The organism is Paraburkholderia agricolaris (assembly GCF_009455635.1).
Classification (GTDB): domain Bacteria; phylum Pseudomonadota; class Gammaproteobacteria; order Burkholderiales; family Burkholderiaceae; genus Paraburkholderia; species Paraburkholderia agricolaris.
In genome coordinates this window covers 4546985-4570655 of sequence record NZ_QPER01000001.1, presented here as the reverse complement: position 1 = coordinate 4570655, position 23671 = coordinate 4546985, and the positions used below count along the sequence as shown (strand labels likewise).

General features: G+C 62.7%; 23 protein-coding genes. 14 read left to right on the top strand and 9 right to left on the bottom strand.

Annotation, left to right across the window (positions count from 1 at the left end):
- Nucleotides 1–173 precede the first annotated feature (173 nt).
- The 7 genes from GH665_RS20205 to GH665_RS20175 all read left to right on the top strand — a co-directional run bounded on the left by GH665_RS20205 (nucleotide 174) and on the right by GH665_RS20175 (nucleotide 7194).
- Complete coding sequence (locus GH665_RS20205; RefSeq protein ID WP_153137794.1) at nucleotides 174–1802, top strand: ABC transporter substrate-binding protein; 1629 nt, start codon at nucleotides 174–176, stop codon at nucleotides 1800–1802.
- 132 nt (nucleotides 1803–1934) lie between these two features.
- Nucleotides 1935–2945 (top strand): ABC transporter permease subunit, encoded by a 1011-nt coding sequence (locus tag GH665_RS20200; RefSeq protein WP_153137793.1) that lies wholly within the window; start codon nucleotides 1935–1937, stop codon nucleotides 2943–2945.
- Nucleotides 2946–2951: 6 nt separating this feature from the next.
- On the top strand, nucleotides 2952–3869 hold the full coding sequence (locus tag GH665_RS20195; RefSeq protein ID WP_153137791.1) for an ABC transporter permease subunit: 918 nt from the start codon (nucleotides 2952–2954) through the stop codon (nucleotides 3867–3869).
- 1 nt (nucleotide 3870) lies between these two features.
- Nucleotides 3871–4875, top strand: coding sequence for an ABC transporter ATP-binding protein (locus GH665_RS20190; protein WP_030102356.1), 1005 nt, complete (start codon nucleotides 3871–3873; stop codon nucleotides 4873–4875).
- Nucleotides 4872–5891 (top strand): peptide ABC transporter ATP-binding protein, encoded by a 1020-nt coding sequence (locus GH665_RS20185; RefSeq protein WP_028198550.1) that lies wholly within the window; start codon nucleotides 4872–4874, stop codon nucleotides 5889–5891. Before GH665_RS20190 ends, GH665_RS20185 begins: the two co-directional genes overlap by 4 nt.
- Complete coding sequence (locus GH665_RS20180) at nucleotides 5884–7035, top strand: TraB/GumN family protein (RefSeq protein ID WP_153137789.1); 1152 nt, start codon at nucleotides 5884–5886, stop codon at nucleotides 7033–7035. Before GH665_RS20185 ends, GH665_RS20180 begins: the two co-directional genes overlap by 8 nt.
- Nucleotides 7036–7194, top strand: a complete 159-nt coding sequence (locus tag GH665_RS20175; protein WP_153137786.1) for a BrnA antitoxin family protein — start codon at nucleotides 7036–7038, stop codon at nucleotides 7192–7194.
- Here GH665_RS20175 and GH665_RS20170 read toward each other — a convergent pair.
- The 6 genes from GH665_RS20170 to pxpB form a co-directional block, all read right to left on the bottom strand.
- The gene (locus GH665_RS20170) at nucleotides 7154–8959 is read right to left on the bottom strand and encodes a tetratricopeptide repeat protein (RefSeq protein WP_153137785.1); all 1806 of its coding nucleotides are present in this window, start codon (nucleotides 8957–8959) and stop codon (nucleotides 7154–7156) included. The genes GH665_RS20175 and GH665_RS20170 overlap by 41 nt on opposite strands.
- Before the next feature lie 213 nt (nucleotides 8960–9172).
- Entirely contained in the window at nucleotides 9173–10129 is a 957-nt protein-coding gene (locus GH665_RS20165) for a DUF979 domain-containing protein (protein ID WP_153137783.1), read from the bottom strand.
- Nucleotides 10126–10875, bottom strand: coding sequence for a DUF969 domain-containing protein (locus tag GH665_RS20160; protein WP_153137782.1), 750 nt, complete (start codon nucleotides 10873–10875; stop codon nucleotides 10126–10128). The genes GH665_RS20165 and GH665_RS20160 overlap by 4 nt, the downstream gene beginning before the upstream one ends.
- 274 nt (nucleotides 10876–11149) lie before the next feature.
- Nucleotides 11150–11902 (bottom strand): 5-oxoprolinase subunit PxpA, encoded by a 753-nt coding sequence (gene pxpA / locus GH665_RS20155; protein WP_153137779.1) that lies wholly within the window; start codon nucleotides 11900–11902, stop codon nucleotides 11150–11152.
- Nucleotides 11903–11921: 19 nt separating this feature from the next.
- Complete coding sequence (locus GH665_RS20150) at nucleotides 11922–12974, bottom strand: 5-oxoprolinase subunit C family protein (RefSeq protein ID WP_153137778.1); 1053 nt, start codon at nucleotides 12972–12974, stop codon at nucleotides 11922–11924.
- A complete protein-coding gene (gene pxpB, locus GH665_RS20145) occupies nucleotides 12971–13624 on the bottom strand; it encodes a 5-oxoprolinase subunit PxpB (RefSeq protein WP_030102348.1) in 654 nt (217 codons plus the stop codon). Before pxpB ends, GH665_RS20150 begins: the two co-directional genes overlap by 4 nt.
- 207 nt (nucleotides 13625–13831) lie before the next feature.
- Here pxpB and GH665_RS20140 point away from each other — a divergent pair, with 207 nt between their 5' ends.
- A complete protein-coding gene (locus GH665_RS20140; protein ID WP_074281926.1) occupies nucleotides 13832–14344 on the top strand; it encodes a winged helix DNA-binding protein in 513 nt (170 codons plus the stop codon).
- Between the two features lie 58 nt (nucleotides 14345–14402).
- Here the strand turns inward: GH665_RS20140 and GH665_RS20135 are convergent, their stop codons facing one another.
- Entirely contained in the window at nucleotides 14403–14945 is a 543-nt protein-coding gene (locus GH665_RS20135; protein WP_246216249.1) for a 5-formyltetrahydrofolate cyclo-ligase, read from the bottom strand.
- Between the two features lie 77 nt (nucleotides 14946–15022).
- Between GH665_RS20135 and GH665_RS20130 the strand changes: the two genes are divergently transcribed.
- From GH665_RS20130 to GH665_RS20110, 5 genes are all read left to right on the top strand, one after another.
- On the top strand, nucleotides 15023–16990 hold the full coding sequence (locus tag GH665_RS20130) for a lytic transglycosylase domain-containing protein (RefSeq protein WP_153137773.1): 1968 nt from the start codon (nucleotides 15023–15025) through the stop codon (nucleotides 16988–16990).
- Between the two features lie 81 nt (nucleotides 16991–17071).
- Nucleotides 17072–18025, top strand: a complete 954-nt coding sequence (locus tag GH665_RS20125; protein ID WP_153137771.1) for a complex I NDUFA9 subunit family protein — start codon at nucleotides 17072–17074, stop codon at nucleotides 18023–18025.
- A gap of 35 nt (nucleotides 18026–18060) precedes the next feature.
- Nucleotides 18061–18714: a glutathione S-transferase family protein gene (locus GH665_RS20120; RefSeq protein WP_153137769.1), complete on the top strand. Its 654-nt coding sequence runs from the start codon at nucleotides 18061–18063 to the stop codon at nucleotides 18712–18714.
- On the top strand, nucleotides 18711–19943 hold the full coding sequence (locus GH665_RS20115; protein ID WP_153137768.1) for a multifunctional CCA addition/repair protein: 1233 nt from the start codon (nucleotides 18711–18713) through the stop codon (nucleotides 19941–19943). Before GH665_RS20120 ends, GH665_RS20115 begins: the two co-directional genes overlap by 4 nt.
- A gap of 185 nt (nucleotides 19944–20128) precedes the next feature.
- Nucleotides 20129–21199, top strand: coding sequence for an IS30 family transposase (locus GH665_RS20110; RefSeq protein WP_153137766.1), 1071 nt, complete (start codon nucleotides 20129–20131; stop codon nucleotides 21197–21199).
- A 192-nt stretch (nucleotides 21200–21391) separates the two neighbouring features.
- Here GH665_RS20110 and GH665_RS20105 read toward each other — a convergent pair whose 3' ends face one another.
- Both GH665_RS20105 and GH665_RS20100 read right to left on the bottom strand, forming a co-directional pair.
- Nucleotides 21392–21586, bottom strand: coding sequence for a DUF2905 domain-containing protein (locus tag GH665_RS20105; RefSeq protein ID WP_153137764.1), 195 nt, complete (start codon nucleotides 21584–21586; stop codon nucleotides 21392–21394).
- A gap of 23 nt (nucleotides 21587–21609) precedes the next feature.
- A complete protein-coding gene (locus tag GH665_RS20100; protein ID WP_153137762.1) occupies nucleotides 21610–22800 on the bottom strand; it encodes a class I SAM-dependent methyltransferase in 1191 nt (396 codons plus the stop codon).
- 13 nt (nucleotides 22801–22813) lie between these two features.
- Here GH665_RS20100 and GH665_RS20095 point away from each other — a divergent pair, with 13 nt between their 5' ends.
- Nucleotides 22814–23632 (top strand): SDR family oxidoreductase, encoded by an 819-nt coding sequence (locus GH665_RS20095; RefSeq protein WP_153137760.1) that lies wholly within the window; start codon nucleotides 22814–22816, stop codon nucleotides 23630–23632.
- Nucleotides 23633–23671 lie beyond the last annotated feature (39 nt).

The following is a 23671-nucleotide window of genomic DNA, read 5'->3' as shown; positions in this document are numbered from 1 at the left end:
CCGGGTCCGCCTCCAACGGCGCACGTTCCGGTCAGTGCCGGCGTGCGGCCGCTCTTATGCCTTATCTGTTTCCGATCGTCAACGGGGGTATTTTCCTCCGCTTGTTGGGGCGAGCCAAGCTCAAGTAATATCGCGCTACGCTGGCGTCAGCCAGCCTCGAACTTGGAGGAAACATGAAGCAAAACAATCTGTTGCGCGCCGCGCGTGTTACGACGCTCGTCGCAGCTGCAGCGGCATCGATGGTGGGCGCAAATATCGCGCGTGCCGAGATTCCGAACAAAACCCTCGTTTACTGCTCAGAAGGCAGCCCCGCGGGTTTCGATCCGGCCCAATACACCACGGGCACCGACTTCACGGCGAATACGTTCACCGTCTATAACCGTCTCGTCGAATTCGAGCGCGGCGGCACCAAGGTCGAGCCGGGCCTCGCCGAAAAGTGGGATGTTTCCGCAGACGGCAAGACCTACACCTTCCATCTGCGTCATGGCGTGAAGTTCCAGACCACGTCGTTCTTCAAGCCGACGCGCGAATTCAATGCGGACGACGTCCTGTTCACGTTCCAGCGCATGCTGGACACGAATCAGCCGTTCCGTAAGGCATACCCGGTCCAATTCCCATACTTCACGGACATGGGCCTCGACAAGCTGATCACCAGCGTCGAAAAGGTCGATCCGTACACGGTCAAGTTCACGCTGAAGGAAGTCAACGCGCCGTTCATCCAGAACATGGCGATGGAATACGCGTCGATTCTGTCGGCCGAATATGGCGATCAACTGCTGAAGGCCGGCAAGGCCGCCGATATCAACCAGTATCCGGTCGGCACGGGCCCGTTCATCTTCCGCAGCTACACGAAAGACGCGACGATCCGTTTCGATGGCAATCCGGATTACTGGAAGCCGAACGACGTGAAGATCTCGAAGCTGATCTTCTCGATCACGCCGGACGCCGGTGTGCGCGTACAGAAGATCAAGCGCGACGAATGCCAGGTGATGAGCTATCCGCGTCCGGCCGACATCGCGCCGCTGAAGGCTGAAGCGAATATCGCGATGCCGTCGCAGCCGGGCTTCAACCTTGGCTACCTCGCATACAACGTGACGCACAAGCCGGTCGACAAGGTCGAAGTGCGTCAGGCGCTCGACATGGCGATCAACAAGAAGGCGATCATCGAGTCGGTGTATCAAGGCGCAGGCCAGGCCGCGACGAACCCGATGCCGCCGACCCAATGGTCGTACGACAAGAACCTGAAGAGCGCGTCCTACGATCCTGACAAGGCCAAGGCGCTGCTGGCCAAGGCCGGTTATCCGAATGGCTTCGACATCACGCTGTGGGCGATGCCGGTGCAACGCGCGTACAACCCGAACGCCCGTCTGATGGCGGAAATGATCCAGGCCGACTGGGCCAAGATCGGCGTGAAGGCGAAGATCGTCACGTATGAATGGGGCGAATACATCAAGCGCGCTCACGCAGGCGAAGACGACACGATGCTGATCGGCTGGACCGGCGACAACGGCGATCCGGACAACTGGCTCGGCACGTTGCTCGGTTGCGAAGCGGTGAACGGCAACAACTTCTCGAAGTGGTGCTACAAGCCGTTCGACGATCTGATCCAGAAGGGACGCGTCACGTCCGATCAGGGTGCACGCACGACGGCCTACATGCAGGCGCAACAGATTTTCGCGCAGCAACTGCCGTTCTCGCCGATTGCTCACTCGACCGTGTACCAGCCTGTCAGCAAGAAGGTGGTCGACATGCGTATCGAGCCGCTCGGTTATGCGCGCTTCGACGGCGTCAGCGTCAAGTAAAGGTAATACAGTCAAGCTTACGCAGTAGCTTTTCGCACGGTTAGAAAACTGGTCGAAATGGTCCGGCGGCCGGGGTCACAAGCCCTCGTCGCCGGTTGCGTTTTTTCTTCATCAAGACCATAGGGACGAACCATGTTCCGCTTCGTTTTGCGCCGCATCGGCATGGTGATACCGACCTTCATCGGCATCACGATCCTCGCGTTTGCGCTGATTCACCTGATCCCGGGCGACCCCATCGAAGTGATGATGGGCGAGCGCGGCGTCGATCCCGCCATGCATGCCGCCGCGCTGCATCGCCTCGGGCTCGACGAGTCCTTGCCCATGCAGTACATCCACTATGTTGGCCGCGCCATGCATGGCGACCTCGGCACCTCGATCATCACCAATACCAGCGTGATGGGCGAATTCCTCGCACGTTTTCCCGCCACTGTTGAACTGGGGTTCTGCGCGATGCTGTTCGCACTGATCGTCGGCTTGCCGGCGGGTGTGTTCGCGGCCTTGAGGCGCGGCACGGTGGTCGATCACGGCGTGATGGGCACGGCGCTGACCGGCTACTCAATGCCGATCTTCTGGTGGGGTTTGATCCTCATCATGTTCTTTTCCGTGGATCTCGGCTGGACGCCGGTGTCGGGCCGCATCGCGGTCGAATACGACATTCCGCATGTGACCGGTTTCATGCTGATCGACGCGTTCATGTCCACCGATGAAGGCGCGTTCAAATCCGCGCTTAGCCATCTGATCCTGCCGGCCATCGTGCTCGGCACGATTCCGCTGGCGGTCGTCGCGCGCATGACGCGTTCGTCGATGCTCGAAGTGCTGCGCGAGGATTACATCCGCACGGCACGCGCGAAGGGCTTGTCGCCCGCGCGCGTGATCGTCGTGCATGCGTTGCGTAACGCGCTGATTCCGGTCGTGACCGTGATCGGCCTGCAGGTCGGCACGCTGCTGGCCGGCGCGGTGCTGACCGAGACGCTGTTTTCGTGGCCGGGTATCGGCAAGTGGCTGATCGACGCGATCGGCCGGCGTGATTATCCCGTGGTGCAGGGCGGTATCCTGATGATCGCTACGCTGGTGATCGTTGTGAACCTCGTCGTCGATCTGTTGTACGGCGTGCTGAACCCGCGCATTCGCCATACGAGGTAACTGGCCATGGCAGACATTCAAAACACAGTCCCCCAGTCGGTCACACCCCCCAGTGGCCGCGCAATAGCCGCCCGTGAATTCTGGGCGAATTTCTCACGCAACCGTGGCGCGGTCGGCGCCGGCATCGTTGTACTGACGTTGATCTTCATCGCGATCTTCGCGCCGTTGATCGCGCCGCATAGCCCGATCGAGCAGTATCGCGACTTCGTCAAGATTCCGCCCGCATGGCTCGACGGCGGCAACTGGAAGTTCATTCTCGGCACCGACGAAGCGGGCCGCGACATCCTCTCGCGCTTGATGTACGGCGCGCGCCTGTCGTTCTGGATCGGCTTCGTCTCGGTGGTGCTGGCGCTGATTCCGGGCATCGTGCTCGGTCTGATCGCGGCATTCTTCGAGAAGTGGGCCGACACGCCGATCATGCGCATCATGGACGTGCTGCTCGCGTTGCCCTCGCTGCTGCTCGCCGTTGCCGTGGTCGCGATCATCGGTCCGGGTCTCGTCAACACGATGCTGGCGATTGCGATCGTCGCGTTGCCGGGCTATGTGCGTTTGACGCGTGCTTCGGCGCAAGGCGAATTGCAGAAAGAGTATGTGACGGCTTCGCGCGTGGCTGGCGCGAGCACGCTGCGGTTGATGTTCTCGCAAGTGCTGCCGAACTGCACCGCGCCGTTGATCGTGCAGGCTACGCTGGGCTTTTCGTCGGCGATTCTCGATGCCGCGGCGCTCGGCTTTCTCGGTCTCGGCGTGCAACCGCCTTCGGCGGAGTGGGGCGCGATGCTGGCCTCGGCGCGCGACTATATCGACAGCGCCTGGTGGATCGTCACGATGCCGGGTCTTTCCATCCTGATCTCGGTGCTCGCAATCAATCTGCTCGGCGACGGGCTGCGCGACGCACTCGATCCCAAACTGAAACGGATGGCCTGAAATGACCAGTTTATTGACCATCCGCAATCTGGCGGTGAATTTCAACGGCCTGCCCGCCGTTGACCGGATCAACCTCGATGTCGCGCCGGGTGAAGTGGTCGGCGTGGTCGGCGAATCGGGTTCGGGCAAGAGCGTAACGATGATGGCGCTGATGGGCCTGATCGACGCGCCGGGCAAAGTCACCGCGGACGAAGTCACCTTCAACGGCAAGAATCTGCTGAAGGCAAGCGCGCGCGAGCGCCGCAAGATCATCGGCAAAGACATCGCGATGGTGTTCCAGGACGCGCTCACCAGTCTGAATCCGAGCTACACGGTCGGCTATCAGATCAAGGAAGTGCTCAAGCTGCACGAAGGTCTGCGCGGCAGCGCACTGGACAAACGCGCGCTGGAGTTGCTCGACCAGGTCGGCATTCCCGACCCGAAAGGCCGTATCGGCTCGTTCCCGCATCAGATGTCGGGCGGCATGAACCAGCGCGTGATGATCGCGATGGCGATTGCCTGCAACCCGAAGCTGCTGATCGCCGATGAGCCGACCACCGCGCTCGACGTGACGATCCAGGCGCAGATCATGGAGCTGCTGATCAAGCTGCAGAAGGAACGCGGCATGGCGCTCGTGCTGATCTCGCACGATCTGGCCGTGGTGTCCGAGGTCGCGCAGCGTGTCGCGGTCATGTACGCTGGCGAAGTGATCGAAACCAACCGCGTGCCGGATATCTTCGCCGCGCCCCATCATCCGTACACGGAGGCGTTGCTGGCGGCAATTCCCGAGCACAATGTGGGCGCGGTGCGGCTCGCCGCGCTGCCGGGCATGGTGCCGGGGCGTGACGACCGTCCCAAAGGCTGTCTCTTCGCGCCGCGCTGCAAGTACGTGGTCGACGATTGCATGAAGGCGCGCCCCGCGTTGGCGCCGATGCAAGGTCACGCCGAAGTGGCGCGCGTGCGCTGCATCAAACCCCTGAACCTGAGCGGCGACGCCAACGTTCACACCCATGGAGGCGCACGATGAACGCAGTATTCGAACCGCGGCGCCAGTCGGACCATGCGGGCGATCACGTGCTGGTTGCCGACAAGCTGGCGCGGTACTACACGGTCAAACGCGGGCTGTTCGCGTCCGGCACGGTGAAGGCGCTCAACGGTGTCTCGTTCGCGCTCGAGCGCGGCAAGACCCTGGCGGTGGTTGGTGAATCGGGCTGCGGCAAATCGACGCTCGCACGTCAACTCACGATGATCGAAGCGCCCAGCGCGGGCCGCCTGTTGATCGACGGCGAAGACGTGGCCGGCGCCGATCACGCGAAGATCGCCGCACTACGGCGGCGCGTGCAGATGGTGTTTCAGAACCCGTTTGCTTCGCTGAATCCGCGTAAGACCGTTGAGCAGACGCTCGGCGAACCGCTCGCGATCAACACGCAATTGAGCTCGACCGAACGCGCGGAACGTATCGCGCAGATGATGCGCACGGTCGGCCTGCGTCCGGAGCATGCAAAGCGCTATCCGCATATGTTCTCGGGCGGTCAGCGTCAACGTGTGGCGATTGCGCGCGCGATGATCCTCGATCCGCAGATCGTGGTCGCCGATGAACCGGTGTCCGCGCTCGACGTGTCGATCCAGGCGCAGATTCTCAATCTGTTCATGGATCTGCAGGAGCAGTTCAAGACCAGCTACGTGTTCATCTCGCACAATCTGTCGGTGGTGGAGCACATCGCCGACGATGTGATGGTGATGTACTTCGGCGGCGTGGCGGAACTCGGTGACAAGAAGCGGATTTTCTCCAACCCGCGTCATCCGTACACGCGTGCGCTAATGTCGGCCACGCCTTCGATTTTCGAAGCGGATCGCACCATCAAGATCAAGCTGCAAGGTGAAATGCCTTCGCCGCTGCATCCGCCGTCGGGCTGCACGTTCCATCAGCGCTGCCCGTATGTGATCGACCGGTGCCGCAGCGAAGAACCGAAGTTGCGTGAAGTGGATGGCCGTCAGGTGTCGTGTCACCGTGCCGAGGAGGTGGGGGACGTGGATGCCTGATGCAGTGGCGGCGCGTCGTCTTACGCGCCGCTCGCGTGATGACGGCCGCCACGTTGCTTCCGCGCGGCGCTGGGGAGCGCGTGCACTGACCGGTGCCGCGCTCCTCGGCGTTTGTGCTGTTTTTCATTTGAGCGTGGCACCAGTCGGCGTCGCACATGCCGCCGGGGCAGCCGCCAATACGCCTGCTCAGGCAGGGCGGCCGGCAATGCCGGTGCCCAATCTGCCGGCGCCGCCGCGCGCCACCCTGCCGGGTTTCAATCCCCCGCCCGCCACGCCGGGCACTACCGCGAGCGGGCCGGTGCGTTTGCAACCGGCGCGCATGCCGTTCTATGTCGCGACCCGCGGCACTACGACCATCTACGTGCTTGGCACGTTGCACGTCGGCGACCCCGCCGACTATCCGCCCCAGCAGCCGTTCCGCGCACCGATTCTCGGCGCGCTGATCGCCTCGCCGACCCTGGCGCTCGAACTCTCCCCCGACGAACTGCTGGTCTCGCAAGACGACGTGTCGAAGTACGGGGTGTGCCGCCGGGACTGCTTGCCGGGTCTGTTACCCGAGCCTTTGTGGCACAAACTGGCCGCGCGCCTGCGCGGCAATCCCGCGGCGCTGGATGAAATCAAGAAGATGCGGCCGTGGCTCGCGTCATTGGTGGTCGAAACCTACGATTCGTTGAGCGCCGGTTTGCAGACCGAGTACGGCACGGAAGCGCAGTTGCAGAACGTGTATATCAGGACGCGCGGCAAGATCGTCGGCCTCGAGACGCTGCATCAGCAGATGCGCGCATTCACTGGGCTTACGCTCGCGCAACAGCGCGAAATGCTCGCGCAGGACCTGGTGCAGACACCCGCGGAAAATGTCGACGATGTGAAGACGCTGCATCGGTTGTGGCGCGTGGGAGATGCCGACGCGATTGCGGCCTGGCAGGCCGCGAAGTCCGAAAAGCTGGCGCGCGACAAGCGCGTCTCCGATTCGATCGACAACAAGATCGTGTACGAGCGTAACCGGCGCTTCGTGTCGCGGATGCTGCTGATCGCCGGGCCGAACAAGCCGGTGTTCGTGGCGATCGGCGCCTTGCATCTGGGCGGCCGCAAGGGTGTGCTGCAACTGCTGCGGCAGCACGGGTTCGTGGTCGATGCGGGATGAGTGTCGCCGAGCCATGCTGCGGATGTGCTGAACCGGTTCAAAGAGCAGGGCGCTGGCTATCAGACGCGCATCAACAAGTTGTTGCGCGCCTACATGCTGGCGCGCAGCGCCGTCGTCCTTAAGGCCCAGTGTCGCGTAATTCTTCCGACACCCGCTTGACCACCTGCGCCCAATCGCCCAAGGCCGTCTGCCGGAATAGTTTCATGGTCGGATACCACGGCGAATCGCTGCGCTCTTCGAGCCAGCGCCAGTCCGAGTTGGCGGGCAGGAGCACCCAGACCGGTTTTCCCAGCGCGGCAGCAAGGTGGGCCACGCCAGTGTCCACCGCAATCACCAGATCGAGATTCATGATGAGCGCGGCGGTGTCGTCGAAGTTGTGCAGATCGGCGGTGAAATCGTGGGGCCGGAAAGTTTTGGGCGCATCGGCCAGCTGATCGTGCGCCGGGCCTTTCTGCAGCGGGTACCAGGCAATGTTTTTCACCTCGCCTAGCGCGGCCAGGTCGGCCAGAACCACCGACCGATAACGATCGTTGCCAAATGTCGGACTGCCGGCCCACACCAGACCCACTTTGCGTTTCGATTGGTCGGCTGCAGCCACCCGTTTGCGCCATGTCTTGATCTTCGCCTTGTCGGCGAACATGTACGGCACGGCAGCGGGAATGGTCGACAGTTCGGTGCCGACGCACGACGGCACGCTCATCAGCGGCACCCAGAAGTCATACTCGCTATCGGGCTTGCCACTGAACGCGCGATGCACGCCAGGAATGCGCCCGACCAGCGGCAGCAGCGGCTCGCGAACACAGAGATCCACCGTGGCGCCGCGTTGTTCGAGTTCACGCGCGTAGCGTAGGAACTGGAAGTGATCGCCGAAACCCTGTTCGCCGATCACCAACAGGCGGCGCCCGTCGAGCGGCTCGCCATGCCATTCGGCGACGTTCGGCACCGCGATCGCTTCGTAGTCGCGCTTGCGCCAGCGCTTTGCAAACTCCGCCCAACCCTGCTTGTAATCGCCGCGCTTGAGCAACAGCCACGCGAGGTTCTGATGCGCGTCTGCGTAGTCGGGGTCAAGCGCCAGCGCATGGCGGTAGGGACCTTCTTCCTCGTCGAGACGGCCTTGCGCGCCAAGCGAGCCGCCAAGGCAAACCAGATTGGTTGGGTTCGGCTTGAGCGCGACTGCCTGCCGATAATGGGCTTCGGCGCCGGCGTAGTCGCCGAGCTTGCCGATCACGCTGCCGAGGTTGACATGCGCTTCGGCGTAACTGGGGCGCAACAGCAGCGCTTGTTGAAAGCTGGCAATGGCAGCGCTGTGATTGCGCTGCGCGGTGTGTGCATTGCCCGCGTTAAAGTGCGCTTCCGCCGATTGCGGGTCGAGTGTCAGCACGTCCTGATAACACACCAGTGCTTCGTCATAGCGGTCGAGCTTGCTGAACGCCGTGCCGAGGTTCAGAAGCGCGTCGATGAATAGCGGGTTCGCGGCAAGCGCCAGGCGATATTGCCCGATTGCTTCGTCGAACGCGCCTTGCGCCTGCAGCGCGACACCGAAGTTGTTGCGCGCGTCGGCGAAATCCGGCTGCAACTGCAACGCCTGGTCGTAGCAGATCATGGCCTCCTGCGGATGGCCGAGGGCGGCGGCCACGAGGCCGCGGTTACTCCAGCAGGCGGCATTGGTGCGATCGAGCTTGAGCGCCTCGCTCATCAGTTCCGCAGCGAAGCTGTGGTTGCCGCGCTGATGCTGGAGCACGCCGAAGTAGTGCAGCGCTTGGGCCTGTGCGGGATCGAGCACGAGGGCTTCGCGATAGAGCGGTTCAGCGGAATCGAGCCGGCCAGCCAGGTGTTCTTCGAGCGCGGCGTCGAGCACCGAGGCGAGGTAAGCGGAGGGTGGCGTACCGGTGCTCGCGGTATCGGATTGAGGTTGATGTTCCATGAGGGCCTGCTGGAAAGCGCCAGCGGCATGCGGTGCCCGCGCCGGCGCGTGTGGATGGGAGACCATCCACCAGCTTATGTTTTGGCCCCGTTCCTGACGATCGGACGCCTCCGAATTCGGCGGCGTCCATTTGCCACGGTTTATGGAACTACGCCGGCCAGCGCGACAATCCGGTGCGATACCGGTACTTCTCGCGTGGCCTGGCCAACAGTCCTACAGGAACATCAGGAAATTCAGCAGGAAGATATTCACGACCAGCAAGGTCAATGCGGTCGGCACCTGCACCTTGATCACCGCATTCTTGTCCGGCAATTCCAGCAGCGCCGCCGGCACCATGTTGAAGTTCGCGGCCATTGGTGTCATCAGCGTGCCGCAGTAGCCCGAGAACATGCCGATCGCGACCATCACCGCCGGATTGCCGTGAAACACGCCGACCAGAATCGGCACGCCGACGCCGCCCGTCATCACTGGAAATGCGGCGAAACCGTTGCCCATCACCATCGTGAAGAGCGCCATGCCGATGCAGTACACAGCCACGGCGATAAAACGGTAGTCAAGGCTGATATAGGCCGTGGTCACGTGAGCGACCGCCTTGCCGACGCCGGCGTCCGAGAACACGAGGCCGAGCATGCCGAGCATTTGCGGGAGCACCGCTGCCCACGACAATGCATCGACCAGGCGGCGCGCTTCTTTCATCGACTGGCCGACGGTATCGCGCGTCATCACGCAGGCAATCGCCAGCGCGATCACGCAGCCGATGCCGAAGCCGATCAGTGTGACATTGGCCTTCTCGATCAACGGTATGCCGCCGAAGATCAGATGGCTGGCCGACAGCGTAATGAGCACGGTGACGACCGGAATCGTCAGCGCGGGTACGAACAGCTTGTTGCCCAGCCGCGCGGCGCTAGCCTTGCGTGCTTCGAGTGACAGCAGCTTCGGCTTGGCCGCGGTCACACCGCCGAAGCCCGCAGCCAGCGCCATCACGATCACCAGCACACCGACCACGGAGGGCGGCAGCTTGTCGCCGATCAGGAAGATCAGTGCGTAAAGAATCCAGAAGCCGCCGGCGGTGAAGCGGCGCGGATGCTCCTTGTCCGTGACGATCATGCCGCCGATGACGAGCAGCACCACGCCCAGCAGCCAGAACAGATAGGTAATCGTGAGCGTCATGCTTTGTCTCCAGCGGCGGGTTGCGTCGGCGAAATGGAGGCGGTGTTCGCTGCGGCATTGCCGCGCAGTTCGCGCTCGAGCCTGCGGTCGAGCAGATAGAGGCGGAAGCCGTGAACGATGAATGCGCAAATCGCGGTCGGGATGCCCCAGACGGCCACGTGAATCGGCTCGACGACGATGCCCGCTTCTTTCAGGAAGGTCGTCATCAGCACGATTGCGCCGAACGCGACGAAGATGTCCTCGCCGAAGAACAGGCCGACGTTGTCGGTCGCCGCGGAGAAGGCGCGCAGCTTGAAGCGAACCGCGTCGCTGATTTTGCCGAAGCGCGTTTCAGTCGCGCCTTCGGCCATCGGTGCGATCAGCGGACGCACCATCTGCGGATGACCGCCAAGACCGGTCAGGCCGACAGCGGCGGTCAGCTCGCGCACCAGCAGATAGACGATCAGCAAACGTCCCGCGGTCGCGGCCTTGATGCCGCCGATCCACGCCTGCGCGCGCTCGCGCAGGCCATGCCGCTCCAGCAGACCGATCACGGCCAGCGGCAGCAGGATGATCAGCGGAATATTGCGGGTCTTGATGAAGCCGGTGCCGATTTCGGCGAGGATCTTTTCGGGCGGGAAGTGCGCGGCCAGACCGGTGACGATCGCGGCAACCGCCACGATCAACATCGGATTGAACCGTAATAAAAAGCCGACGATGATGACGGCCACGCCAATGAGCGGCCATAGACTGACTGTTGTCTGCATCTGGATCTCCAAACAGGGTTTCAACCTCGCCGCTTGTGGCGGCTAACGTGTGCCGGCGCTTGATGATCCTCGCGCCGTTTTGTTGCCACGGCTCTTGCTGGCCGCGTTGCTTCGACTACACCTGCACCTGCTGCTTTTTGTTATTCGACGGTGTTGTTCCACTCCGGGTACTGCAAACCCTCCTGCACCTGGCAAACGCCCCGCAAGGAGCGGGGCGTTCAGGGCACGGCAATGGGTCGACTCACGCTGCCGGGTTCGCGCGAGTCCGCGCGGTTCAGACGCTCGCGGCGCCTGCTGCGTGTACTTCAATGCCGGCGTCCTCCAGCGCGCTGCGGATGCGCCGTGCGAATGCCAACGCGTGCGGACCGTCGCCGTGCAGGCAGATGGTTTGCGCGTTGAGCGGCACCCAGTGGCCGTCCACGGCCTGCACGCGGCGCTCCCGCACCATGGCGAGTGTGCGCGCCAGCACCACCTCTTCGTCGTCGAGCAGCGCGCCCGGCTCCTTGCGCGGCACCAGCGAGCCGTCGGCGCGATAACCGCGGTCGGCGAATACTTCTTCAACGGCGATCAGGCCCGTTTCGCGCGCGGCGGTCACGAGGCCGCTGTTGGCAAGCGCGAACACCGCGACCGACGGATCGAAATCATGGACCGCCGAGACGATCGCGTCGGCGATCTTCGCGTCGCGCGCAGCCTGGTTGTAAAGGGCACCGTGCGGTTTGACGTGCGCGATGCGCCCACCCTCGGCCTGCGCGATGGCCGACAGTGCGCCGAGTTGATACAGCACGCCCGCGTAGATCTCGTTGGCCGGCAGGTCCATTTCCTTGCGGCCAAAATTCTCGGGATCGTTAAAGCTTGGATGCGCGCCGATCGACACGCCTTTTTGCACCGCCCACCGCACACAGTCGCGCATGGCGTTGGCGCCGCCCGCGTGCCAGCCGCACGCAATGTTGGCCGAACTGACGAGGTCGAGCAGCGCCTCGTCAGAGCCGCAACCTTCGCCGAGATCGGCGTTCAAATCGATTTCCATGGTGTTCCTCTACTTAGTGTTACAGCGCTGCGACCGCCGGCTGGCGCGCGCAGCGTTCCTCGTGCATGGCGATCGCGGCGTCGATCTGCCGCAAATACGTACGTTCTTCCAGTAGCGCCTGGCGTGCCTCGTAGACCGTAGTCGGGATGAAGCGGATGGAGGCGTTCAGGCGAACCTGGGCGAGCTTCCACAGGTCGGCCTGAATCACGGCGCCGATTTTCGGATAGCCGCCGGTGGTCTGCGCATCGCTCATCAGCACGATCGGCTGGCCGTTCGGTGGAACCTGAATCGTGCCAGGCAGCACCGCATGCGAGAGCAGATCGCTTTTCTGGCTGCGTTTCAGTTGCTTGCCGGCGAGACGGTAGCCCATGCGGTTGCTGTTTGGCGTAACCAGCCATTCGTCGGACCAGAACGATTCGTGCGCTGCTTCAGTGAAGCTGTCGTACTCGGGGCCTTGCAGCACGCGGATCGGCACGGCCCAAGGCACGCCGGATGGATGCCGGCCGCGCCGCAGTGGCTCGTGAACCAGCACGAACTTGCACCAGGCCGGCGCTTTCACGCCGAACTCCGGCGCTTCAGGGGTGAAGCCGAGATGGCCGCGTTGGGGCGGCGCGCCGACCGGCAGACGATCGCCGTCGCGCAGCGCCCGGCCGCCGAGTCCGCCGAATTGGCCGGCAAGATCGGTACTGCGCGAGCCGAGCATCGGCAAAACGTCAATGCCGCCGGCGACGCAGACGTAGCCGCGCATACCGCGTTTGGCGGCCTGTAGAACCAGCTCCTGGCCGGCCTGCACGGGCAGGCTCCACCATGAATAGACCGGCTTGCCGTCGAGCGTCGCGCCGAATTCGGTGCCGGTGATGGCCACGCGCGTGGCGCGCAGAAAGCGCAGCACGGTCGGGCCGAAGGTAATTTCCAGGCCGGCCGCATCGGGCCGGTTGCCGACCAGCCGGTTGCCGACTTCGAGCGACAAACGGTCGAGCGCACCGCCCATCGCGACGCCTAGGTGCCGGTAGCCGTGACGGCCGAGGTCCTGAATCGTAGTCAGGAGGCCCGCGCGGATCACATCGATCATGCGTGTATCCCCGCAATGGTAAAGCGCACCCGGTCGCCCGGTTGCAGCAGCGTGGGCGGGCGCCGGGCCGGATCGAACAGCGGTAGTTCGGTGCGGCCGATCAACTGCCAGCCGCCGGGGGAGGTGGCCGGATAAATGCCGGTCTGCTCACCGCCGATGCCGACCGAACCGGCCGGCACTTCCAGCCTCGGCGACGAACGGCGCGGTGTATGCAGCGTCTCGTCGAGCCCGCCCATATAGGCGAAACCCGGCTGGAAGCCGAGAAAGAACACTACGTACTCGCCCGCTGCATGACGTTGCACGACTTCGCGCACGCTCAGGCCGGTGTGATCGGCGACCGCCCGCAGGTCGGGTCCGAACTCGCCGCCGTATTGCACCGGGATCTCGACCTCGCGGCCGGTTGCTGGCGTGTCGCTCACCGCGTCCCAGGCCGCTTGCAGATGGTTCACCAGCGCGTCCCGGTCGGCTTCGAGCGAATCGAATACGAGCGTCAGATTGTTCATGCCCGGCACGACCTCCAGCACGTGCGGCCAGTCGCGCGCGGCCTCGGCGGTGGCCCACACGCGCCGCTGGCATTCCAGCGTGGCAGGCGGCGGCGCCTCGCAGACTAGCGCGGCATCACCGAACGGAAAGATTCTTGGTTGGCTCATCGCTTCATGGCCCTGGTCGAGTCGGAATTGTCGAACATATCGGACCCCATGGGTGTTCGTCGGGATGGGGTTCGCGATGTTTGAAGAGTACATTATCAATAAAATATCGACAAATTATCAATAAGCGTTTTCGCCAGGCTCCCGGGAAGGGGCTGCTCGTCGTACACTCCCGACACCTTCCCTTCGTGTTTTTCGAGAAACTTCACCATGTCGCGCCACCCTACCAAGATCGTCTCTTCGGAACATCTCGTGTCTGACACAAGCGCGGAGTTATCCGAGCTGGAGTACGCACTGATCATGGCTGGCAACGCGTTCAACCGCTGGATGGTGCGCTGCATGTCGGCAGCCGGCGAAAAAGACATGACCGCGATCGAAGTCTCGTTGCTGCACCACGTCAGCCATCGCGAACGGCGCAAGAAACTGGCCGACATCTGCTTCGTGCTGAACATCGAAGACACCCACGTCGCCACCTACGCGTTGAAGAAGCTTGTAGCTAGAGGGTATGTAAAAAGCGAAAAGACCGGCAAGGAAGTGTTCTTCTCGGCCACCGATGCCGGCCGGGAACTCTGTCTGAAGTACCGCGAGGTGCGCGAGAGCTGCCTGATTTCGACGCTGAAGGAAAGCGGCATGACCAATGAGCAGATCGGCGAGGCGGCGCAACTGATGCGCAATGCGTCCGGACTGTACGACACGGCCGCGCGGGCAGCGGCGTCTTTATAACGGGGTTGGGCCGCGGCGGTGAATGGAGGGCGCGCCTCACGCCGTGCTCGTCAAACGCTTAATCCGCCAGGGGTGGGTAGCAGCCGGCTTCCGTCACGATCAGATCGAGCGGGATGTCGTGGGTCTCGCGTTGCAACGCGTCCGTGCGGCATGCTTCATATGCGATGCCGAGCGTGACGGGTTTCTTCGCTCCCGGCCAGCCGGCAAGCGTGCGATCGTAGTAGCCGCCGCCGTAACCGAGCCGGTAGCCGTCGGCGTCAAAGCCGACGCACGGCACAAATAGCAGATCGGGAATGACGACGCGCCCCGAGGTGGGCTCGGCGATCTTGTGATGGCCGATCTTCATCGGCGTATCCGGGGCCCATGCGTGAAATTCGAGCGGTGCGCCGCGCTCCTTGACGACCGGTAAGCTCGCCTCGCGTTGCGCGTCTGCCGCGAGCCAGACCGCGATCGCGGCGCGCGCGTCGAATTCGCCCGACAGCGGCCAATAGAATCCGACACTGCGCGCGCCATAGTGCTTCAACGCGTCGAGAATCCGGCGGCCGAGCGCGGCATTGCGTGCCGGCTCGGAAGCCGCTTGTAGCCTTGCTTCCAATAGCATTCGACGCAGCGCCTTTTTCGATTCCGCGACGGGGTTGCATGCTATGCTTGGGATCAATTCGCGCTCCAGAAACAACGATGTCAAAACGCCTCTATCAAGTATATCGCGCGGTCGCTCTGGCGCTTGGCGCTGCGGCACTCGTCGCATGCAGTACGGCCTCCGCCATCAAGCCCGTTCCCCTTTCTCCGCTTACGAACGACGACCAGATTTTCGTCCAGCTTCGCGAAGCCGCCCGCACGAATGACGCGGCGCGCGCAGCGCAACTGGCGAGCATGATCCCGAACTATCCTGCGCCTTCGTATCTGGAGTATTTCCAGATCAAGCCCCAGTTGTTCGATTCCAGCGGCCATGCGCGCATTGACGCGCCGGATGCGCCCGTGCTGGCGTTCCTGCAGAAGTACGACGGCCAGGCCATTGCCGACCGCCTGCGCAACGACTACCTCACGGTGCTCGGCGCACGTCACGACTGGCGTAACTTCGATCAGCAATACGCGCGCTTCGTGCTGAACGACGATACGCAGGTGAAGTGCTACGCGCTCGAATCGCGCGCTGCGCACGGTGAGAACGTTGCCGACGCGGCGCGTGCGCTGCTGGTCGATCCGAAGTGGTACGGCGACGGCTGCGTCGATCTGATTACCTCGCTGGCAGTCAACCAGCAGCTCACCTCCGACGACGTGTGGCAGCAGATCCGTCTCGCCTACGAGCAGAACTACACCAGCACCGGCAGCAAACTTGTCGATGCGCTCAGCAACCAGCCGCCCGATCCGGTGCTGTTCGGCCAGGCCACGAGTACGCCGCCGTTGTTGCTGGCACGCGGCGTCGGTCCGGATACGCAGTCGCATCAACTCGCGTTGCTCGCGATCACGCGCATGGCGCGCAACGACCCGGCCATGGCCGCGGCCACGTTTGCCTCGGTGGCGCCGTCGCTGAGCTCGCCCGAGCGGGCCATCGGCTGGGGCACGATTGCCTACCAGGCCGCGGTCAAGCAGATGCCGAGCGCGGTCGACTGGTACCGGCTCTCGGTGAATGCGCCGCTGTCGAACCCGGCGTACGAGTGGCGCACGCGTACTGCGTTGCTTGCGGGCGACTGGACGATGGTGCGCTGGTCGATCGAACAGATGCCGGCGGGGCTGCGCAACCAGCCGTCGTGGGTGTACTGGCATGCCCGGGCCCTCAAGCAGGCTGGCGACACGACCGCCGCCAACCAGGAATTCGCGTCGATCTCGCAAGGCTTCAATTTCTACGGCCAACTGGCTTCGGAAGAGCTTGGTCAGAAGATCACCGTGCCGCCGAAAACGACTGTGACCGACGCGGAAATCCAGCAGGCCGGCAACACGCCGGGCTTCGATCTGGCGCAGCGGTTCTATGCGCTGAATCTGCGGCTCGAAGGCAATCGCGAGTGGAACTGGCCGCTGCGCAACATGAGCGACCGGCAACTGCTCGCTGTGGCCGAATACGCGCGCCGGATTCAGTTGTATGACCGCACCGTCAACACGGCCGATCGCACGAAGAGCGAACACGATTTCTCGCTGCGCTATCTGTCGCCATTCAAGGACATCGTGGAGCGCGACGCGCAGTCGAATGGGCTCGACGTCGAATGGGCGTACGGGCTGATTCGCCAGGAATCGCGCTTCATCATGAACGCGCGCTCGGAAGTCGGTGCGAGCGGTCTGATGCAGTTGATGCCGGGCACCGCGCAACTGGTGGCGAAAAAGATCGGCCTCGGCCCGATTTCGCGTGAGCAGATGAACGACATCAACACCAACATCCTGCTCGGCACGAACTATCTGTCGATGATCTACAATCAATTCGACGGGTCCGCCGTGCTGGCCACCGCCGGTTATAACGCCGGCCCCGGCCGTCCGCGCAACTGGCGGCAATCGTTGCAGCGTCCGGTTGAAGGCGCGATCTTTGCCGAGGCGATTCCGTTCCAGGAAACGCGCGACTACGTGAAGAATGTGTTGTCCAACACGGTCTACTACGCGGCATTGTTCGAAGGCCGTCCGCAATCGCTGAAGGCGCGTCTGGGTTATATCGCACCGTAAGCGCCGGGCCGCCGCCGTGTCACTCTGATGCGGCGGTGCGCCACGCCAGCCGTTGCCGCGGCTTCCACCAGGGAGTCGAAAATGCGACACCAAGCCATTGCGGTCATCGGCGGTTCCGGTTTTATCGGCAGCCATCTCGTCAATGCCCTCGTTGAAATGGGCAAAGACGTGCGCATTGCCACCCGGCGTCGCTATAACGCCCGCCATCTCACCCTGCTCCCCATCGACGTGATCGAAGCCGACGTGTTCGATCCGGTGCAACTCGCACGTTTCGTCGAAAGCGCCGATTGCGTCATCAACCTGGTTGCCACGCTGCATGGCAAACGCGGTACACCTTATGGTCCGGATTTCGCGCGCCTGCACGTTGAGTTGCCGAGTAAAATCGTTGCGGCGTGCGAAGGCAAGGGCGTGCATCGCCTGATTCATATCAGCGCGCTCGGCGCCGATCCGAATGGGCCGAGCATGTACGCGCGCTCCAAGGGCGACGGCGAAAAGGCCGTGCATGCGGCGAATCTGGCGTGGACGATTTTCCGGCCTTCCGTGGTGTTCGGTCCGGAAGACCAGCTTCTCAACAAGTTCGCGTTCCTGCAGCGGATGTTCCCGGCGATTCCACTTGCCATGCCGGATGCGAAATTCCAGCCGGTATATGTCGGCGACGTGGCGAAGGCGATCTGCAACGTGCTCGATCTCGATGCAGCGAGTGGCCATACTTACGAACTGGGTGGTCCAACCGTTTATACGCTCGAAGATCTCGTCGAGTATTGCGGCGAGGTGATTGGCCGGCACGCGCGGATCATTCGCCTGCCCGAAGCGTTGGCGCGCTTGCAGGCGTTCACGTTCGAAATGGCGCCTGGCGTACCGGTGATTTCGCGCGACAATCTCGATTCGATGAAAGTCGACAACGTGTTGAGCGGACCGCTTGCGCCTGAACTCGGCATCGAACCCGTCAGCATCGAAACGATCGCGCCCATCTATCTGACCGGCGCGTCGACGCGGTCACGTTTCGATACGTTTCGCGCCAGCGCGGGGCGTTGAATTTTTTTATCCACTCCCTTATACAAAGATAGAGCATGAAGCTGCTTATCGGTGACAAGAACTATTCGTCGTGGTCGATGCGTCCGTGGCTGTTGTTCAAGCATTTCGGCATCCCGTTTGAAGAGGTGCAGATTCATCTGAATGAACCCGGTACGAAGGCTGCGATTCTGGCTCATGCGCCGACGGGACCGGGCAAGGTGCCGTGTCTGCTCGGCGAAGATGGATCGGTTACCTGGGATTCACTGGCGATCGCCGAGACGCTGGCCGAACGCTTTACGCAGCATGCGCTGTGGCCGCGCGATCCGGTGGCGCGATGCCACGCGCGCAGCGTGAGCGCCGAGATGCACTCGGGTTTCGGCGACTTGCGCTCGAACATGTGGATGAACATTCGTGCATCGTTTCCCGGAAAGAACGGCACGCCGGGCGCGCTTGCCGATATCGCGCGTATCGAGGCGCTCTGGAGCCAGTGCCTCGCGACCTACGGCGGCCCGTTCCTGTTCGGTGAATTCAGCATTGCCGACGCGATGTACGCACCGGTGGTGATGCGCTTCAACACGTGGCAGCCCGCGTTGTCCGAAACGGTCGCTGCCTATGTGCGTCGCGTGACGGCGTTGCCGGCAGTGAAGGCCTGGATCGACGACGCGCTTCGCGAAACGCACACGATTGCCTACCAAGACGTATGCCCATGAACATCTATGCGGTCGGCGGCGCGATTCGCGACGAGTTGTTAGGCGTGCCGGTGCAAGACCGCGATTACGTGGTGGTTGGCGCGACCCCTGAGCAGATGGTGGCGCAGGGCTATCGTCCGGTGGGCAAGGATTTTCCGGTGTTCCTGCATCCGCAGACGCATGAGGAATACGCGCTCGCTCGCACTGAGCGCAAGACGGCGGCGGGCTATCACGGCTTCCAGTTCTTCTACGCGCCGGACGTCACGCTCGAAGAGGATCTCGCCCGCCGCGACCTGACGATCAATGCAATGGCGCGCGAAATGCGCCCGGATGGTGAGTTGACCGGTCCGGTGATCGACCCGTTCAACGGCCGGGGCGATTTGCAGGCACGCCTGTTTCGTCACGTCAGCGACGCGTTTCTTGAAGATCCCGTGCGGATTTTGCGGATTGCGCGGTTCGCGGCACGCTTCGTCGATTTCACGGTGGCGCCGGAGACGATGGCGCTGATGCGCAAGATGGTGAGCCACGGTGAGGTGGACGCGCTGGTGGCTGAGCGCGTGTGGCAGGAAGTGTCGCGCGGCTTGATGGAGAAGAAGCCGTCGCGGATGTTCGAGGTATTGCGGGAATGCGGCGCGTTGGCGCGAGTTCTACCGGAGATCGATGCGTTGTTCGGCGTGCCGCAGCGGGCGGACTATCACCCTGAAGTGGATACGGGCGTGCACGTGATGATGGTGGTCGACCATGCGGCACAGCAGGGCTATGCGTTGCCGGTTCGGTTCGCGGCGCTCACGCACGACCTGGGTAAGGCGACGACGCCGGATGATGTTTTGCCGCGGCATATCGGGCATGAGGGGCGTAGCGTTGATTTGCTGAAGCCTTTGTGCGAGCGGCTGCGGGTGCCGAATGAATGCCGCGATCTGGCGGTGCTGGTTGCGCGGGAGCACGGGAATATTCATCGCGTGATGGAGATGGGGGCGGCCGCGTTGGTGAGGTTGCTGGAGCGTAGCGATGCTATTCGGAAACCTGCGCGGTTTGCTGAAGCGTTGCAGGCTTGCGAGGCGGATGCGCGTGGGCGGTTGGGGTTTGAGATGCGGGAGTATCCGCAGGCTGAGCGGCTGCGGGTTGCGCTTGTTGCTGCGCGGGGTGTGGATGCTGGAGCAGTGGCTAAGAGGCTCGTTGACTCGCCTGGTGGGATTAAGGATGCAGTGCATCGGGAGCGCGTTTGCGCTGTTGAAGAGGCTCTTAAATGAGGTTTTTGCCTGTTGGGCGGTTTTGTTGTTGATCTGGGTTTTTTGGCGTTGCCTTGTGGTGTTCGTGGTTTGTTCTGTTGTTGGTCTTTTGGCCTTTCCTTGCTGTGGTAGTGGTCTATTAGCGTTGCCCCTGTGCGGGGCGGTTTCAAAATACAAGTGCAACAGCCTCAGTTAGGATGCGTTGCATGGGAAAAATATACGAACATCTGAGCGTCGAAGAGCGCGGCGTGATCTTTGCGATGAAGATGGAGAATCGCAAATCAAGCGAGATTGCGCTCGCTTTGCAGCGCTCGCGCAGCACGATCAGTCGGGAGTTGAGGCGCAATAACTGGAAGCCGAAGCACGAACGCGGCGCACTGGGCAGGCCGCCGGTTGCGGGTGGATACAATGCAACATTGGCCGGGCGCAGGGCTGCACAGCTTCGTCATAAGCCGCGTCGCGAACGCAAGCTACAGCCTGAAGGAGCCCTGTGGGCTGAAGTGCGTCAGCATCTGGACGAGTGTCACTCGCCCGAACAGATTTCTGCCGAACTCAAACGTACCCATCCAGACGAACCTGCCTTGAATGCCTCACACGAAACCATCTACAACGCCATCTACGCCATGCCGCGTGGAGAACTCAAGCGCGAGTTGGTGGGTCTGTTAAGACAGGGGCGTAGCACGCGCAAGCCGCGCACGCGAGGCGAAGACCGACGGGGCAAACTGGTCGATATGGCTAGCATCCATATCCGGCCTCCGGAGGCCAATGAGCGGCGGATTGCCGGACATTGGGAGGGGGATCTGATCAAGGGTGCGGGCAACCGTTCGGCAGTGGGCACACTGATCGATCGCAGCACGCTGTTCGTGATGCTGGTGAAGATGGAGGACAGCACCGCCGAAGCCGCGCTCAAGGCGTACAGTGCGGCGTTTGCGCCGCTCGATCCGGATTTGCTGAAGACCCTGACTTACGATCAGGGCAAGGAAATGGCGCTACACAAGAAGCTGGCCGAAACAACCGGTATCAAGGTGTATTTCTGTGATCCGCATAGTCCCTGGCAACGCGGTATCTGCGAGAACACCAATGGGTTGCTGCGCCAGTTCCTGCCGAAGGGCGTGGACCTGTCAAAGTTCACGCAGCGCGAACTCGATGCCATCGCGCTGAACCTGAATCGGCGACCTCGCAAAACACTCGGCTGGCGCCGGCCCGGCGAGGTATTCATTGATAACTGCGCCAGACAGGGAATTGTTATCGACCCGGCTGTTGCACTTGGTATTTGAAACCGCCCCTACTTTTCTTTGCGGCAGGCAAAGAAAAGTAGGTGCCGCCCCGCACAGGGGCAACGCTAATAAACCACTAACAAAGCAAGGAAAGGCCAAAAGACCAACACCAGAACAGACCACGAGCACAGCAAGACAGCGCCCAAAATCCAGACCAACAACAAACCCGCCGAACAGGCAAAAACCAAACCGCTATAAAACCCTGGCAATCAACGACAAAACCATCGAAACCACAAGCGCCGACATAAACGGAAACGGATACTCCCGCCCAAACAGCCGCAAAGTAACATCACCGGGCATCCGCCCAACTCCGAACTTCCTGAGCCACGGCCAGCAGGCCGACAGCACCGCCACCGCGATAAACGTAGTCAACAGCCAGCGGATCATCACCCATCCTTAAGGCAAAAAAATCACAGCGTATGTGACCGGTCGCCGCCGGAAAACGCCTGCAACGTGTCATCGAGCCCACGCGAAAACGCAATCACTTTGAACAGTTCGCCCATCTCGGCCTCGGACAACAATTTTTGCACCGCATTCGCCGCCGGCAAAAACCTCGCCGTGTCCGTTGGATCAAGCGCCGATAACGCCTCGGTAATCCCCGCATTCAACAAAAACCGCGCTTGCGAAGTGAATCCCAGCAAGTCCGCGCCAGCCTCAACCCCGGCTTCGGCGATGCCGGTAAACTCCACGTGCGCCGTGATGTCCTGCAAACCCGGATAAACAAACGGATCGCCATGCGCGCGGTGCCGGTAATGGCACATCAACGTGCCCTGCGCGCGCTGCTCATGGTAATACTCGTGACGCGGAAAACCATAATCGATAAAGAACGCCGCGCCACGCGTGAGCATCGTGCAGATGGTTCGCGTGAATGCACAGGCGGCCTCGTGCGTTTCCGTAACGTAGTCTTCGCCAGCCGTGTCGATCTGGGCCAGAAACGCAATGTCCGCTGCCGCCGATACGGGACGGTCGTCGAACGCAAAAGCCTCATCGCGCCACACCACGCCGCGTTCGTGCCAGGTCCCACCGGTGAAGGCGAATAGCCGTACGGGCATCGCGTCCAACACCTCGTTGCCGATCACCACGCCTTCGAATCGCTCCGGCAACGCGTCCAGCCAGCGCACCTTCGTGGCCAGTGCCGGTGCCGTGGCTTCGATCGTCTCGCATTGGCGCTCGCGCAATTCGCCTGACAAATCCACGATCGAATAGCTGTCGAATTCGGCGCCCAGCGCGTCGAGCGCATTCAGCAAGCCGGCGGCGAGTTTGCCCGTGCCGGCGCCGAATTCCATCACGTTGCGCGTGCCGCTTGCCTGCAAGGCCTCGGCGAGCGGGCGCGCCAGTGTCGATGCGAATAGCGGCGACATTTCCGGCGCCGTCACGAAGTCGCTGCCGTCGTCGCCGCGCAGGCCGAATTTGCGAGCGCCACCGCTGTAATAGCCGAGCCCCGGCGCGTAAAGCGCGCGCTCCATGTAGCGGTCGAACGGCAACCAGCCGCCTGCCGCTTCGAGCGCCGAACGGAGCTGCGCGACCAGCGCTTCGGACTGCGCAAGCGCGCTCGGGCCGGGAGCAGGTAAACTATCGGGTTGGTGAGCTTTCGGATTCATCCCCGCATTGTAAATGACCGCCTCTCTGGATACCGCCGCCGCCCGCGCGCCCGAAGCGCCGCGCATCGTGCTGATTACCGGCGCCGCCCGCCGCATCGGGCGCTCGCTCGCGCTCGGCTTTGCCGCGCGTGGCTGGGACGTGGCGGTCCATTACGGCGCGTCGCGGGAGGAGGCCGACCAGGTGGTCGCGGAAATCGTCGCTTTGGGGCGCCGCGCGGTGGCTCTGCACGCGGAACTGGGCGACGAGGCCCAGGTCGGGCAACTTTTACCCGCCTGTATGGCCGCGCTGGGCCGGCCGTCGTGTATTGTGAACAACGCGTCGCGCTTCGAGGAAGATACGGCGCTTAACGTCGGTTACGAACTGCTGCTGAAGCTCACCGCAATGAATCTCGGCGCGCCGCTCGTGTTGGCGCGCATGCTGTTCGAGCTCACGCCGGACACCGCGCGCACCGATGAAAGCCAGCGCGGCGTGGTCATCAATGTGCTGGACCAGAAGCTGTACAACATGAATCCGGACTACCTGTCGTACACGCTGTCAAAAGCAGCGTTGCAGACAGCGACGGTTGCGCTGGCGCAGGCGTTGGCGCCGAAAGTGCGCGTGGTCGGGCTCGCCCCCGGTCTGACTATGCAATCCGGCGACCAGACGCCGGCCGATTTTGAAGCCGCTCACCGTACTACGCCTTTGGGCCGCGCGTCGCGGCCGGAGGATATTGTCGCCGCCGCGCTGTATCTCGCCGATGCAGCGGGCGTCACCGGAACGACGCTGGTAGTCGACGGCGGGCAGCACCTTGTGCCGCTGCCGCGCGACGTAATGTTTTTGACGGGCGCCTGAATAGCGCGCGTGCGGGTTGCCGGTTCTAGCCGGCGGCCA

What these genes read in the sequence shown, in the direction of transcription:
- GH665_RS20205 (WP_153137794.1), top strand. Translation starts at nt 174, where the DNA reads ATGAAGCAAAACAATCTGTTGCGCGCCGCGCGTGTTACGACGCTCGTC.
- GH665_RS20200 (WP_153137793.1), top strand. Translation starts at nt 1,935, where the DNA reads ATGTTCCGCTTCGTTTTGCGCCGCATCGGCATGGTGATACCGACCTTC.
- GH665_RS20195 (WP_153137791.1), top strand. Translation starts at nt 2,952, where the DNA reads ATGGCAGACATTCAAAACACAGTCCCCCAGTCGGTCACACCCCCCAGT.
- GH665_RS20190 (WP_030102356.1), top strand. Translation starts at nt 3,871, where the DNA reads ATGACCAGTTTATTGACCATCCGCAATCTGGCGGTGAATTTCAACGGC.
- GH665_RS20185 (WP_028198550.1), top strand. Translation starts at nt 4,872, where the DNA reads ATGAACGCAGTATTCGAACCGCGGCGCCAGTCGGACCATGCGGGCGAT.
- GH665_RS20180 (WP_153137789.1), top strand. Translation starts at nt 5,884, where the DNA reads ATGCCTGATGCAGTGGCGGCGCGTCGTCTTACGCGCCGCTCGCGTGAT.
- GH665_RS20170 (WP_153137785.1), bottom strand. Translation starts at nt 8,959, where the DNA reads ATGGAACATCAACCTCAATCCGATACCGCGAGCACCGGTACGCCACCC.
- GH665_RS20165 (WP_153137783.1), bottom strand. Translation starts at nt 10,129, where the DNA reads ATGACGCTCACGATTACCTATCTGTTCTGGCTGCTGGGCGTGGTGCTG.
- GH665_RS20160 (WP_153137782.1), bottom strand. Translation starts at nt 10,875, where the DNA reads ATGCAGACAACAGTCAGTCTATGGCCGCTCATTGGCGTGGCCGTCATC.
- pxpA (WP_153137779.1), bottom strand. Translation starts at nt 11,902, where the DNA reads ATGGAAATCGATTTGAACGCCGATCTCGGCGAAGGTTGCGGCTCTGAC.
- GH665_RS20150 (WP_153137778.1), bottom strand. Translation starts at nt 12,974, where the DNA reads ATGATCGATGTGATCCGCGCGGGCCTCCTGACTACGATTCAGGACCTC.
- pxpB (WP_030102348.1), bottom strand. Translation starts at nt 13,624, where the DNA reads ATGAGCCAACCAAGAATCTTTCCGTTCGGTGATGCCGCGCTAGTCTGC.
- GH665_RS20140 (WP_074281926.1), top strand. Translation starts at nt 13,832, where the DNA reads ATGTCGCGCCACCCTACCAAGATCGTCTCTTCGGAACATCTCGTGTCT.
- GH665_RS20135 (WP_246216249.1), bottom strand. Translation starts at nt 14,945, where the DNA reads ATGCTATTGGAAGCAAGGCTACAAGCGGCTTCCGAGCCGGCACGCAAT.
- GH665_RS20130 (WP_153137773.1), top strand. Translation starts at nt 15,023, where the DNA reads ATGTCAAAACGCCTCTATCAAGTATATCGCGCGGTCGCTCTGGCGCTT.
- GH665_RS20125 (WP_153137771.1), top strand. Translation starts at nt 17,072, where the DNA reads ATGCGACACCAAGCCATTGCGGTCATCGGCGGTTCCGGTTTTATCGGC.
- GH665_RS20120 (WP_153137769.1), top strand. Translation starts at nt 18,061, where the DNA reads ATGAAGCTGCTTATCGGTGACAAGAACTATTCGTCGTGGTCGATGCGT.
- GH665_RS20115 (WP_153137768.1), top strand. Translation starts at nt 18,711, where the DNA reads ATGAACATCTATGCGGTCGGCGGCGCGATTCGCGACGAGTTGTTAGGC.
- GH665_RS20110 (WP_153137766.1), top strand. Translation starts at nt 20,129, where the DNA reads ATGGGAAAAATATACGAACATCTGAGCGTCGAAGAGCGCGGCGTGATC.
- GH665_RS20105 (WP_153137764.1), bottom strand. Translation starts at nt 21,586, where the DNA reads ATGATCCGCTGGCTGTTGACTACGTTTATCGCGGTGGCGGTGCTGTCG.
- GH665_RS20100 (WP_153137762.1), bottom strand. Translation starts at nt 22,800, where the DNA reads ATGAATCCGAAAGCTCACCAACCCGATAGTTTACCTGCTCCCGGCCCG.
- GH665_RS20095 (WP_153137760.1), top strand. Translation starts at nt 22,814, where the DNA reads ATGACCGCCTCTCTGGATACCGCCGCCGCCCGCGCGCCCGAAGCGCCG.